Annotated in this window: 13 protein-coding genes; 7 read left to right on the plus strand and 6 right to left on the minus strand. The window is 69.7% G+C overall.

What is annotated here, in order from left to right; translation table 11 throughout:
• Positions 1-107: 107 nt before the first annotated feature.
• Together ACK42S_RS10495 and ACK42S_RS10500 are read right to left on the minus strand one after the other, a co-directional pair.
• Positions 108-716, minus strand: coding sequence for a DUF882 domain-containing protein (locus ACK42S_RS10495; RefSeq protein ID WP_409706753.1), 609 nt, complete (start codon positions 714-716; stop codon positions 108-110).
• Positions 717-936: 220 nt separating this feature from the next.
• Positions 937-1,173 carry a hypothetical protein gene (locus ACK42S_RS10500; RefSeq protein ID WP_409706756.1) on the minus strand — a complete coding sequence of 79 codons (237 nt, stop codon included), beginning with the start codon at positions 1,171-1,173 and terminating at the stop codon, positions 937-939.
• Between the two features lie 180 nt (positions 1,174-1,353).
• Here ACK42S_RS10500 and ACK42S_RS10505 point away from each other — a divergent pair, with 180 nt between their 5' ends.
• The 3 genes from ACK42S_RS10505 to ACK42S_RS10515 all read left to right on the plus strand — a co-directional run bounded on the left by ACK42S_RS10505 (position 1,354) and on the right by ACK42S_RS10515 (position 3,853).
• Positions 1,354-2,367, plus strand: coding sequence for a peptidase U32 family protein (locus ACK42S_RS10505; protein ID WP_409706759.1), 1,014 nt, complete (start codon positions 1,354-1,356; stop codon positions 2,365-2,367).
• A gap of 134 nt (positions 2,368-2,501) precedes the next feature.
• A complete protein-coding gene (locus ACK42S_RS10510; RefSeq protein ID WP_409706762.1) occupies positions 2,502-3,428 on the plus strand; it encodes a U32 family peptidase in 927 nt (308 codons plus the stop codon).
• Positions 3,425-3,853 (plus strand): SCP2 domain-containing protein, encoded by a 429-nt coding sequence (locus ACK42S_RS10515; RefSeq protein WP_409706765.1) that lies wholly within the window; start codon positions 3,425-3,427, stop codon positions 3,851-3,853. The genes ACK42S_RS10510 and ACK42S_RS10515 overlap by 4 nt, the downstream gene beginning before the upstream one ends.
• Here ACK42S_RS10515 and ACK42S_RS10520 read toward each other — a convergent pair whose 3' ends face one another.
• Genes ACK42S_RS10520 through ACK42S_RS10535 form a run of 4 tightly spaced genes read right to left on the minus strand, consistent with a single transcriptional unit; the run spans position 3,854 to position 6,158 of the window.
• A complete protein-coding gene (locus ACK42S_RS10520; RefSeq protein ID WP_409706768.1) occupies positions 3,854-4,186 on the minus strand; it encodes a cupin domain-containing protein in 333 nt (110 codons plus the stop codon). It lies immediately after the preceding gene.
• Positions 4,187-4,235: 49 nt separating this feature from the next.
• Entirely contained in the window at positions 4,236-5,348 is a 1,113-nt protein-coding gene (locus ACK42S_RS10525) for a hypothetical protein (protein ID WP_409706771.1), read from the minus strand.
• Positions 5,345-5,662 (minus strand): metal-sulfur cluster assembly factor, encoded by a 318-nt coding sequence (locus ACK42S_RS10530; protein WP_409706774.1) that lies wholly within the window; start codon positions 5,660-5,662, stop codon positions 5,345-5,347. The genes ACK42S_RS10525 and ACK42S_RS10530 overlap by 4 nt, the downstream gene beginning before the upstream one ends.
• A 49-nt stretch (positions 5,663-5,711) precedes the next feature.
• Positions 5,712-6,158 carry a putative zinc-binding protein gene (locus tag ACK42S_RS10535; protein ID WP_409706777.1) on the minus strand — a complete coding sequence of 149 codons (447 nt, stop codon included), beginning with the start codon at positions 6,156-6,158 and terminating at the stop codon, positions 5,712-5,714.
• Between the two features lie 249 nt (positions 6,159-6,407).
• Between ACK42S_RS10535 and ACK42S_RS10540 the strand changes: the two genes are divergently transcribed.
• The 4 genes from ACK42S_RS10540 to otnK form a co-directional block, all read left to right on the plus strand.
• Positions 6,408-9,380 (plus strand): adenosylcobalamin-dependent ribonucleoside-diphosphate reductase, encoded by a 2,973-nt coding sequence (locus tag ACK42S_RS10540; protein ID WP_409706780.1) that lies wholly within the window; start codon positions 6,408-6,410, stop codon positions 9,378-9,380.
• A gap of 264 nt (positions 9,381-9,644) precedes the next feature.
• Positions 9,645-10,433: a FadR/GntR family transcriptional regulator gene (locus tag ACK42S_RS10545; protein ID WP_409706783.1), complete on the plus strand. Its 789-nt coding sequence runs from the start codon at positions 9,645-9,647 to the stop codon at positions 10,431-10,433.
• Complete coding sequence (gene ltnD, locus ACK42S_RS10550; protein ID WP_409706786.1) at positions 10,430-11,329, plus strand: L-threonate dehydrogenase; 900 nt, start codon at positions 10,430-10,432, stop codon at positions 11,327-11,329. The genes ACK42S_RS10545 and ltnD overlap by 4 nt, the downstream gene beginning before the upstream one ends.
• A partial coding sequence (gene otnK / locus ACK42S_RS10555; RefSeq protein ID WP_409706789.1) for a 3-oxo-tetronate kinase occupies positions 11,326-11,996 on the plus strand: 671 nt, incomplete at its 3' end. The genes ltnD and otnK, both read left to right, overlap by 4 nt.

Below are 11,996 nucleotides of genomic sequence, written 5' to 3' on the forward strand. Positions count from 1 at the left end.
GGGCGCAGGCTATCTGCGCTTTCGGCGCATCTATGCCGGCGGCGATCGGCTCAGGCTCACCCAGACGCCACCGGCCTGGCAGTTGGCCGCTTGAACCTTTTGACCCCTCACCAATGGCGCACGCGCCCGGTGTCCACGTGCACGAAGTTCGAGCGGGCGTAGTAGCCCACGCCGCCGGCCTGCAAGGACAGCGCGGCGTCGCGCAGCCGCGGCAGGGCCACGTCGCCCAGGCGGATGTCGATGGCCTGGCCGCGCATGTGCAGGCTGGTGGTGGCCACCCCACTGTGGGCGCTGCGGCTGCGCAGCATCTCGTTCGTCCTGGGTGAACGGTAGGCGGAGATGACCTCGAAGGGCTGGCGGCTGCCGGTCGCTTCGCGCAGCCGGTGCAGCAAGTCGAGCAGGGCCGGATCCATCTCGGCCACGTCGTTGGTGCGGAAGTCCCGCAGCAGGTGGTTCACTGCTTGCAGCGCGTCGGGCACGTACTGGCCGGCGCTGAAGTACTCGACCGTCAGGCGCTCGCCGGTGTGCAGGTGCAGGAACGCCAGTGTGCGAAAGCCGGTGGACGGCTCACCTCGGCTGGCGCAGGCCAGCCGGGGTGCGGCCAGCGCCACCGGCGCCACCGCCAAGGCGCCCAGCAGGCGCCGGCGCAGGGTTGGCGCGGGCTCAAAAGGAGATGGGGCCCGCGGGAATGCGGGCCAAGAACGGCTGTCGTGCACGGTGCCTGCTCGCTCACAAGGAAACGCCGGGCCGCTCCAAGTGTCCTCGTCCCCCCTCAGGGGAGGGGCGGGCCGGGCCGGGCTGGGCCTGGCCCTGGGGCCCGCAGAAGGCGCCATGGTAACAGTCGCCTACCCGCCTGCTGCGGCCCGAGACGCTCAGGATCGTGACAGATCGTGAATTTGCCGCGCCGATTCGCTGCAGATGGGGCTCAAAGAAGGTTCAGTGCCGCACGAGCTCCATCCCGGTGGCCACCACCCGCATGCGCCCGTCGGCGCGCAGGTCGACGAGCTCCCCGCTGTCCAGATGAAGTTCGGCCACCCCCGTGGGCTCCCAGCGGTCCTGACCGTCAGCGAGCGAAGGGTCGCGCACGAGTTGCTCGAAAGCCTTGACCTTGTAGAGCCGCCCATCGGACCCTTGGGCCGTGAAGGTGTCCAGCAGATGCAGTTTGCGATCCATGCCAACCTCCTGCATGAAGAAGCCGGGGCGGCCGGATCGGCCCCCCGCCGGTCCATTGTCCCCATCGACGCGCCTGGGGCAAGCCCCCGACCCCGGCGACACACCGGGCTTTGACCCCCGACAAAACCCCAGGCCTCAGGGCTGCCTAGAGTCGGTCCGTCGTCTCAACCGGCTTTGTGGATGTCTGTGCCGACCAAACCCCAGCTCGTCTGCCCGGCGGGTTCACTGCGGGCCCTCATGCTGGCTGTCGATGCCGGCGCCGATGCCGTCTACCTCGGCCTGAAGGACGCGACCAACGCGCGCAACTTCGCCGGCCTGAACTTCGATGTGGCCCAGGCGCGCGAGGGCATTGCCTACGCCCACCGGCGCGGCGCCCAGGTGCTGATGGCCCTGAACACCTATGCCGACGCACGCGAGCCCGAGCGCTGGTGGCGCGCTGTCGATGTGGCGGCCGATCTCGGGGCCGATGCCTTGATCTGCGCCGACGTGGCCGTGCTGGCCTATGCGCGCGACCATCAGCCCTCGCTGCGCCTGCACCTGTCGGTGCAGGCCTCGGCCACCACCTACGAGGCCATCGAGTTCTACCGCGAGCGCTACGGCATCCAGCGGGCCGTGCTGCCGCGCGTACTCACCTTGTCGCAGGTGGGCCATGTGGCCCGCCACACCCGGGCCGAGGTCGAGGTCTTCGGCTTCGGCAGCCTGTGCGTGATGGTCGAGGGGCGCTGCGCGCTGTCGTCCTATGCCACCGGCCAGTCACCCAACACGGCGGGCGTGTGCTCGCCGCCGTCGGCCGTGCGCTGGGCCGAGGGGCCCCAGGGCGTGCAGGCGCGGCTGAACGACGTGCTCATCGACGTGTACGCGCCCGACGAGCCGCGCGGCTACCCCACGCTGTGCAAGGGTCGCTTCCAGGTGGACGGCGTGCGCGACTACGCGCTGGAAGAACCCACCAGCCTCAACACCCTGGCCGTGTTGCCGCAACTGATGGAGATCGGCGTGGCCGCGATCAAGATCGAGGGCCGCCAGCGCAGCCCCGCTTACGTCGAGCAGGTCACGCGCGTGTGGCGCCAGGCCATCGACCATTGTGCCGCGCAACCGGCGCGCTACACCGTCCAGCCCCAATGGGTGGCTGTCCTGGGCCGCTGGGCCGAAGGCCAGCAGCACACCCTCGGCGCGTACAACCGACCCTGGCAATAGATGACGATCACCCCCTACGGCCTGCGGCCGCCCCCTGCAAGGGGGCAACACCAGTGGACCGGCGCAGCCGGATCCACGGTGTTCGCTCGGCCAGCCCTTCCGATCGCGGTGCCCGGCGCTTCATGAGACTTCACATGCACGCACACAAGATGTTCTGGACGGTTGGCCCGGTGCTGTACTACTGGCCGCGCAAGACCCTGATCGAGTTCTATGCCGGGATCGCCGATTCGCCCGCCGACACCGTGGTGCTCGGGGAGGTGGTGTGCTCGCGGCGTCATGAGATGAAGCTCGACGACTGGCGCGACCTCGGGCGCGATCTGGCCGCCGCCGGCAAGGAGGTGGTGCTGGCCAGCCAGGCGCTGATCGAATCCGAGTCCGAGTTGCGCAGCCTGCGCCGCATCGCCGATCAAGGCGACTTCCTGGTCGAGGCGGGCGATGCCTCGGCCTTGCGTCTGCTGGCCGGCCGGCCCTTCGTGCTGGGCCCGCATGTCAACGTCTACAGCCGTCCGGCGCTGGCCGAACATGCCCGCCTGGGCGCCGTGCGCTGGGTGGCACCGCTGGAGCTGCCACTCGATGCCATTGCACGCATCAACCCGGCCGAGCAACCAGTGTGCACGTCACGCAACGTTCCGCTGGCCACCGAGGTGTTCGGCTTTGGGCGTATGCCACTGGCCTTCTCGGCGCGTTGCTTCACCGCCCGTCACTTCCACGTGCCCAAGGACGAATGCGGCTTCCGCTGTCTGGAGCATCCCGATGGTCTGCTGCTGTCCACCACCGAGGGCGAGCCCTTCCTGGCGCTCAATGGCATCCAGACGCAGTCGGCTGCGCAGCATTGCTTGATCGGTGAAGCGCAGGCCCTGCGCGCCGCAGGCGTGCGCCGCCTTCGCCTGTCGCCGTGCAGTCACCGCTTCACCGACGTGCTGCAGTGGTTCGACCGTGTCTATCACCAGGGCACACGGGTGGATGAGGCCCGCATCGCCCTGGATGCCCTGAGCCTGCCCGGTGGGCTCGTCAACGGCTTCGTCCACCGGCAGGCCGGTCTGCAACAGGTGTTCGCATGAGTTCCTCCGCTTCGGCCCGTTGGCCTGCGCCGCCTCAGGCCCTGCGTGCGCTGGTGCGGCGCCTGCCCATCCGCCCGCCGTCGCAGGCGCTGGCCCTGGCGCTCAACCGCCTGCTGCGGCCTCGCCTGGGCGAGGCAGAGCGCGCCTTGCTGTCGCACCGGGTGGTCGAGATCGCCGTGTCCGACCTGGGGCTGCGCTGCCGGCTGCGCCTGGACGAGCGTGGCTTTCACCCGGCGCCCGAAGGCAGCGATGTGACACTGCGCATCACCGCCGATGCGGCCAGCTACCTGCGCTTGATGCGCGGGCAGGAGGATGCCGATCGCCTCTTCTTCGAGCGCGCCCTGGTGATGGAAGGTGACACCGAATACGGTCTCATCCTGAAGAACACGCTCGACGCGCTGGGCCCGCTGTGGCCGCCGCGCTGATCACGGTCCGCCCAGCCGCACAGTCACCAGCAGCGAACAATCGGTGTGCGCATGCACGGCATGCGGCTCGCCACCGGGCAGCAGCATGAGCTGTTGTGCCTTGAGCACCCGGTTGCCCTCGGCGGTGGTCACCACCGCTTCCCCCTCCAGCCCCTGGAGGGTGATCTCGCCCGGCACCCGGTGTTCTGGCAGCGACTGGCCGGCGCGCAGCACCACCCGCATCAACTGCAGCCGCGCCGTCTTGATCAGGCTGGTGCTGGGGGTGCGCGCGATCGCCGGGCCCAGGGGCTGCAGGTCGATCACGTCGCGGGGCTGGGCATGGGGCAGGGCCATCGCAAACTCCTGGAGGTGAGGGACATCATGGACCGGCCGGCCCCGAGGTTCAAGTCTTTCGCCCCATCCACACGCCGGCGAGCATGGCCGACGCAAACCACACGATGGCCCATGCGTGCCCGGCACCGGCCCAGGCCAGCGCCGTCGCATGACCGGCCATCAAGGCGACGATGCGCAGCACGAGGCTGGCACTGAGGAGCACGATGGCCCAGCGGGCCCAGGACACATAGGCCGGCCGCAGTCGGGCCAAAGCCGACAGGATGATGGGCGCGTGGCCGAACACCATGGCGAAGACGAAGCCCAACCACAAGGCGTGGCCGGCGGCCTGGGAGGCCGTGGACACGCCCGCCAGACCGGCCAGGCCCAGCAACGCCGCGAGGCCCAGCCACACATAGCCCACGCTCAGGCTCTGCGCCGTGTGGCCGGGCCATTGCGCGGATCCCCATTGGCGCGGCGCGAAATCCCAGCGCAGCAGCCACAGGGCCAGCATCGCGCAGGCGGCCCACCACAGCCCGGAGGCGAGGGCAGCGCCCCCGGTGTTCGCCACGGCATCGACCAGCCCCAGCAGCACGGCCGCCAGGGCCCCACCCACCACCACGACGAAGCCCACCTGCACGGCTTGCGGCAGCCGGCGCATCTGCATCAGCTCGCGCCGCTCGCCGGCGATGGTGAACACCAGGAAGGCCATCCAGGCCCGCAGGGCCGCCTCGGGGGCATTCAAGGCCCAGGCCGCCACACCGAGCCCCCAGCAGGCAGCCCCCAGGGCCTCGACCCCCAGGTGTAGCGACCAGGCCCGCGTGTATCCGGCCCACAGGTAGAGCCCCACCAGGACGATGCTGGCCAGCGCCCACAGCCCCAGGGCCAGCGGCGCCGCGCCGGCTCCCCAGGCCGCCACGCCGCCCAACCCGGCCAGCAGCGGCACGATGTAGCCGCTTGCATGGCGCAAGGCCACGGCCCGTTCCAGCGAGATGAGCGTGCCGAAGAAGCCGCAGACCATGACCGCGCCATGCAGACCCACGGCGCCGACTCCCATGCTGCCCCAGCCCAGGCGTGCCAGCCCGCCGCCCAGCCCCTGAACCAGGTTGGCGGCGGCCAGCAGGGCACACAGCGCCACGGCCACACGCCGCAGTGCAATCCCGGAATTCGACGCGGAAGGATTCACCAGCCAAAGCGTGCCCTGAGGGCCGGGCTGAGACGCTCAGGGCTCCAGGGGGTGTCCCAGTCCATTTGCACGTCCACCGGGACATCCTCCGGGCAGGCCCGGCGCACGGCTTCGGTGGCGTCTTCGATCATCACGTCGGCCATGGGACAGGTGGCGCTGGTGGGGATGAGGGTCACCTGCACGCCCTCGGGGCTGCAGCGGATCGATTCCACGAGACCCAGGTCCACGATGCTCTCGCCGATTTCAGGGTCGTGCACCTTCTGCAGCACGGCACGCAGCGCGGCTTCGTCGGGCAAGGCAGGGGAGGGGGGCATGTCGGGCGTCGGTGTCACGCAACCATCATCGCTGCTGAACAGGCCAGATTCAAGCCCCCGCGCACCGGCAGGCCCCCGTGCCGCCGCATCCTGAGGGGGTGGGCGACGTGAGGGCGCTCATGGCCTGCACGCGCTCGCGCACGTCGGCATAGGCGGCCTCGGCCTGTGCCGTGTCGAAGTCGGCGTGGTAGGTCTTGCGCACCCCGTGTTCGCCCAGCTGCACGTGGGCCGTGGGCACGATGCCGTGGCGCGCCAGGCTGTGGCGGACACAGGCCAGCGCACACCCGTCGATGGCGAGGATGGGCCGGCCCGACTGCGCTGCCTCCTTGAGCTTGCGCACCAGCGGCGGCACGTCGCCGCCTATGCCGGCAATGCAGGACATCTCGGCATGGCCTTCGTGGTCCAGGCGCAGCGCGAGGTGGTTGGCCATCTGTGCCACGCTGGAGCAGCCGGAGCAGGAGTACACGAGGGTCAGTGCATCGATCGGTCGGGTCATGGCCATGTGTCCTTCATGCAAGCGGTCCGGGATGACAAGCTAACGGCCCGAAGGCAGCAGGGGATTGCCCTGCATCAAGCCCCGAAGGTTCCAGGGCCCGAAATAGGCACTTGTGATGCACATCAACCGATCGACGTGCGCGTCGGCGTACCGTGCGCTGCGCCGACCCTGACGCCGATGCGGCCGCCTCTCGACAGCCGCGCCCAAACCGAATTCAATCTCATCAAGGCCCGCACAGGAGACCCTTTCATGCAAGACACCCCGTCTCAAGCCCGTGCCGTCGCCGCCAACCTGCCTGCCCAGGCGATTAGCGAGGAGGTGCTGCTCGAAAAGTACGCCAAGGGCAACGAGCGCACGCTCGACGAGGTGCGCGCCCGAGTGGCGCGGGCCTTGGCCGAGGTCGAGGCGCCTGAGCAGCGCGCGCTGTGGCAGCAGCGCTTCCTCGACGCCCAGCGCCAGGGCTTCATCCCGGCCGGGCGCATCCTCTCGGCCGCCGGCACCGAGCTGTCGGCCACGCTGATCAACTGCTTTGTGCAGCCGGTGGGCGACTCCATCTCGCACTTGGACGAAGGCCACCCTGGCATTTACACCGCGCTGACCGAAGCGGCCGAGACCATGCGCCGCGGCGGCGGCGTGGGCTATGACTTCTCGCGCATCCGCCCGCGCGGCGCCTGGGTGGGAAGCACCCAGTCCAGCGCTTCCGGGCCGGTGAGCTACATGCGCGTGTTCGACCGCTCGTGCGAGACGGTCGAATCGGCCGGGGCCCGCCGCGGAGCCCAAATGGGCGTGCTGCGCTGCGACCACCCCGACGTGGAGGAGTTCATCCATGCCAAGGACAGCGGTGACCTGCGCAACTTCAACATTTCGGTGGCCGTGACCGACGCCTTCATGCAGGCCGTGGAAGCCGGCACCGAGGTGGAACTGGTGCACCGCGCCGAACCCGGCCCGGCCCAGAAAGCGGCCGGCGCCCACCAGCGTTCCGACGGCCTGTGGGTCTACCGCCGCGTTGCCGCGCGCGAACTGTGGGACCAGATCATGCGGTCCACCTACGACCATGCCGAACCCGGCGTGCTCTTCATCGACCGCATCAACGACGACAACAACCTCGGGTACTGCGAGACGATCGCGAGCACCAACCCGTGCGCCGAGCAACCCCTGCCCCCCTACGGCTGCTGCTGCCTGGGCTCCATCGACCTCACACGCTTCGTGCGCGAGCCCTTCGAGCCCGGGGCCCGCTTCGACGAGGCGTCCTTTGCCGAGTTGTGCCGCGTGGCCGTGCGCATGCTCGACAATGTGCTCGACGTGACCTACTGGCCGCTGCCCCAGCAGCGGGAGGAGGCCCGCCACAAGCGCCGCGTGGGCCTGGGCTTCACCGGTCTGGGCGACGCCCTGGTGATGCTGGGCCAGCGCTATGACACGGCGCAGGCGCGCGCCACCGCACGCCGCATCAGCGAGGTGATGCGCGATGCCGCCTACGAAGCCTCGGTGGCGCTGGCGCAGGAGCGAGGGCCCTTCCCATTGTTCAACGCCGATCTCTACCTCTCACGCGGCGCCTTCGCCTCGCGCCTGCCACAGCCGCTGAAGGACCGCATCCGCGCCCATGGCATCCGCAACTCGCACCTGCTGTCCATCGCGCCCACCGGCACCATCAGCCTGGCCTTTGCCGACAACGCCAGCAACGGCATCGAGCCCGCCTTCAGTTGGACCTATACCCGCAAGAAGCGCATGCCCGACGGCACCTTCAAGGAATACACCGTCGAAGACCATGCGTGGCGTCTGTACCGCCACCTGAAGGGCGAGGACGCGCCGCTCACCGAGGCCTTCGTCACCGCGCTGGAAATGAGCGCCAGCGCCCACCAGGAAATGGTGGCCGCCGTCGCGCCGTGCATCGACACCGCCATCTCCAAAACCGTGAACGTGCCGGCCGACTATCCCTATGCCGACTTTCAGGACCTGTACCTGCGTGCCTGGAAATCCGGCCTCAAGGGCCTGGCCACCTACCGGCCCAATGCCGTGCTGGGCTCGGTGTTGAGCGTGGCGTCCACCACGCCCCAGCCCCAGGCGCTGGTGGCTGACGACGCCAACCGCCGCATGACGCTCGACCGCCCGCCCGCCCCCGTGCTGGCCTCGCTGCGCTGGCCGGGCCGGCCGGACCTGCCGGCCGGCAACCCGGCCTGGACCTACATGATCCGCCACCCCTTCGGCGAATTCGCTCTCTTCGTGGGCGAGATCACCGACGAGCTGACGGCCGCCCAGCCCGCCGGCTTGCAGGCCGGCGGTCGCTCGTCAGGCACGGGCGAGTCCGCAGGGACTCACCCGGTCCGGACTCGCCCCTTCGAAGTGTGGGTGAACGGTGCCGAGCAGCCGCGCGGCCTGGGGGCCATGGCCAAGACCCTGTCGATGGATCTGCGCGCCAACGACAGCGCCTGGCTGCAACTCAAGCTCGACGCCTTGGCGACCGTGGCCGAGGAGCGTGCCTTCGACATGCCTTTCCCTCCGCACGGAGAGCCGCGCCGTTTCCCCGGTGTGGTAGCCGCCACGGCGGCCGTCATCCGCTGGCGCTGCGAACAGCTCGGCGTGTGGAAGGACAGCGCCCTGGAGCGCGCCACGCCGGTGCTCGACGCCATGTTCAGCCGCGACGAACCGCGCACCGGCACCTCGGGCACCCTGGCCTGGTCGGTGGACATCGACAACCCCGCCACCGGCGAGTCGTTCACGCTCACGCTCAAGGAAGTGACCCTGCCCGGCCCCGATGGCACACCCGTCACCCGGCCTTGCGCCATGGGCCTGTCGGGCAACTATCCGCGCGCGATGGACGGCCTGGCCCGCGTGCTTTCGCTCGACATGCGCGTGATCGACCCGGCCTGGATCGGCATGAAGCTGCGCAAGCTGCTCAACTACGCCGAACCTCTGGGCCACTTCATGGCCTTCGTGCCCGGCCTGCCCCACGGCGAACGCCGCCAGCAGACCTGGCCCTCCACCGTGGCCTACATGGCCCGTCTCATCATCCACCGCTACGCCCTGTTGGGCGTGCTGGATGAAGACGGCTTCCCCGTGCGCGAGATGGGCATCCTGCAGGCGCCGCATGCCGAAGGCTCGCCACCCAAGGCCACCGCCCCCATGGCCGGCAGCCGCTGCCCCGAGTGCGGGAACATGACGGTCATCCACAAGGACGGATGCGACTTCTGCACGGCGTGTGGGTACACGGGGACGTGTGGGTGAGGCGTCGTGCGCGCTTCATCGGCGGGTTGCACGTGAACCCATGAATTGCCAGCAGGCCCGCCAGGAGCGGAGGGTCGTGTAGTGTCGGATCCCGGATGACGTGGATGACGATCTGCTGAAAAGCAAATCTCCGTTGCGGCTCCCGGGCCATGCGACAGAGGGAAGGTCAGGTTCATCACCTCACGCGGCCTGAGCGGGATGCTGCGTGGGGACCCGGGTTCTTCCGGATGGGCCGGGCCCTTGCCTCATTTGTATGATGACCTGATGAAACGACAGGTCAGTCCCTCCGAACCCCTGCAAGCGCCGGAGCGCCTGTCGGACCAGTTGGCCGATCTGCTGCGCGAGCGCATCGAACGCGGTGAGTTGCGCCCCCAGGACCGTCTGCCCACCGAACAGGAACTGGCCGAGCGCCACGGTGTCTCGCGCACCGTCGTGCGCGAGGCGGTGAGCCGGCTCAAGTCCATGGGTCTGCTGGTGTCGCGCCAGGGCTCGGGGGTCTATGTGGCACCGGTGTCGCGTGCCAAGGCCCTGGCCTTCGATCCGGCCGTGTTGCATTCGCTGGAGGCGGTGGTGCAGATCGTCGAGGTGCGCCGCGCGCTGGAAGGCGAGGTGGCGGCCTTGGCGGCTCAGCGCGCCGACGAGGCGGCGGTCGATCGCATCCTGGCGGCCCTGGCGGCCATCGACACAGCCGTGGCCGCCGGGGGCGATGGGGTCGAGGAGGATTTGCACTTTCACCGCACGGTGGCCACAGCCACCGGCAACCCGCAGTTCACGCGGTTGTTGGGCTTTCTGGAGCAATACCAGCGTGATGCGATGAAGGTCACGCGGGCCAACGAGGCCATGCGGGAAGACTTCATGGAACAAGTGCGCGCCGAGCACCGCGAGATCGCACAGGCGATCGCCGCACGCGAGCCCGAGCGGGCCCGGCGCGCGGCCACCACCCACATGCTGCGGGCAGCCCGGCGCATCGAAGAAGCCGATGCGTCGGTGCGTGCTGCCCTCAGCGCGGCCTTGGTGCCGCGACGACACCCCAAGAAAGGATCCACCCTATGAGCGGCAAGACCCTGGGCGTGATCGGCCTGGGCTCCATGGGTTTGGGCGCGGCCTTGTCGGCCCTGCGCCAGGGTGTGCCCACCTGGGGCTGCGACCCGCGTGCCGAAGCCCGCGAGGCTTTTGCGAAAGCAGGCGGCCGCGTGGCGGCCACTGCGGCCGAGCTGGCCGCGCAATGCGATGTGGTGCTCATCTTGGTGGTCAATGCCGCGCAGACCGAGGACGTGCTCTTTGGCAGTGGCGCCGTGGCCGACCATCTCAAACCCGGCTCGGTGGTGGTGGCCTCGGCCACGGTCGACCCCTCGTTGCCGCCGCAATGGGAAGCACGCCTGCGCGAGCGCGGCCTGTGGCTGATCGATGGGCCGGTCTCGGGCGGAGCGGCCAAGGCCGCGCAGGGCCAGATGACCGTGATGGCCTCGGGCCGCCCGGAAGCCTTCGAGGCCGCCGGTGGCGTGCTGGAGGCGCTGGCCGGCAAGGTCTACCGCCTGGGTGATGCCGCGGGCATCGGTTCGACCGTGAAGATGGTCAACCAGCACCTGGCCGGCGTGCACATTGCGGCGGCCGCTGAGGCGATGGCGCTGGGGATGCGCGCCGGCGCCGACCCGGCCCAGCTCTATGAGGTGATCTGCCACTCGGCCGGCATGAGCTGGATGTTTCAGAACCGCGTGCCCCACATCCTGGCGGGCGACTACCGGCCGCTGTCGGCGGTGAACATCTTCGTGAAGGACCTGGGCATCGTGCTCGATGCGGCGCGCCAGTTCACGATGCCATTGCCGTTGGCAGCCGCGGCTCACCAGATGTACCTGCAGGCGGCCGCCGCCGGCCTTGGCGGCGAGGACGACAGCGCGGTGATCAAGATCTTCCCAGGCATCACGTTGCCGAAGGGAGCGCCGGCATGACGGTGTTGGGCGTCATCGCCGACGACTTCACCGGCGCCACCGACGTGGCCAGCATGCTGGTGCGTGCGGGTATGCGCACGGTGCAGGTGATCGGGGTGCCCGACGGTCCGCCACCGAAGGCCGATGCCGTGGTCGTGGCGCTGAAGTCGCGCACCATCCCCGCTGCGCAGGCGGTGGCCGACTCGCTTGCGGCGCTGCGCTGGCTCCAGGCCGCCGGCGCGAAGCAGTTCTATTTCAAGTACTGCTCCACCTTCGACTCCACGCCGGCAGGCAACATCGGCCCGGTGACCGAGGCCCTGCTGGAGGCGCTGGGCAGCGACTTCACCATCGCCTGCCCCGCCTTTCCCGAGAACGGCCGCACGGTGTTCCGCGGGCACCTCTTCGTGGGCGACCAGTTGCTCAGTGATTCGGGCATGCGCCACCACCCGCTCACGCCGATGACCGATGCCAACTTGGTCAAAGTGCTGCAGGCGCAGTCTCGCGGCCGGGTGGGTCTGCTGCGATACGACACGGTGGGGCAGGGCGTGCAGGCCGTGCGCGAGCGCTTGGCCCAGTTGCGCGCCGAAGGCGTGCGCCTGGCCGTGGCCGATGCCATCGACAACGACGACCTGCGCACCCTGGCTGCGGCTTGTGCCGGGCTGCCGCTCATCACCGCCGGCTCGGGCGT

It is taken from the genome of Caldimonas sp. (assembly GCF_046289365.1).
Lineage (GTDB): Bacteria > Pseudomonadota > Gammaproteobacteria > Burkholderiales > Burkholderiaceae_C > Caldimonas.

What these genes read in the sequence shown, in the direction of transcription:
- ACK42S_RS10500 (WP_409706756.1), bottom strand. Translation starts at nt 1,173, where the DNA reads ATGGATCGCAAACTGCATCTGCTGGACACCTTCACGGCCCAAGGGTCC.
- ACK42S_RS10505 (WP_409706759.1), top strand. Translation starts at nt 1,354, where the DNA reads ATGTCTGTGCCGACCAAACCCCAGCTCGTCTGCCCGGCGGGTTCACTG.
- ACK42S_RS10510 (WP_409706762.1), top strand. Translation starts at nt 2,502, where the DNA reads ATGCACGCACACAAGATGTTCTGGACGGTTGGCCCGGTGCTGTACTAC.
- ACK42S_RS10515 (WP_409706765.1), top strand. Translation starts at nt 3,425, where the DNA reads ATGAGTTCCTCCGCTTCGGCCCGTTGGCCTGCGCCGCCTCAGGCCCTG.
- ACK42S_RS10520 (WP_409706768.1), bottom strand. Translation starts at nt 4,186, where the DNA reads ATGGCCCTGCCCCATGCCCAGCCCCGCGACGTGATCGACCTGCAGCCC.
- ACK42S_RS10530 (WP_409706774.1), bottom strand. Translation starts at nt 5,662, where the DNA reads ATGCCCCCCTCCCCTGCCTTGCCCGACGAAGCCGCGCTGCGTGCCGTG.
- ACK42S_RS10535 (WP_409706777.1), bottom strand. Translation starts at nt 6,158, where the DNA reads ATGACCCGACCGATCGATGCACTGACCCTCGTGTACTCCTGCTCCGGC.
- ACK42S_RS10540 (WP_409706780.1), top strand. Translation starts at nt 6,408, where the DNA reads ATGCAAGACACCCCGTCTCAAGCCCGTGCCGTCGCCGCCAACCTGCCT.
- ACK42S_RS10545 (WP_409706783.1), top strand. Translation starts at nt 9,645, where the DNA reads ATGAAACGACAGGTCAGTCCCTCCGAACCCCTGCAAGCGCCGGAGCGC.
- ltnD (WP_409706786.1), top strand. Translation starts at nt 10,430, where the DNA reads ATGAGCGGCAAGACCCTGGGCGTGATCGGCCTGGGCTCCATGGGTTTG.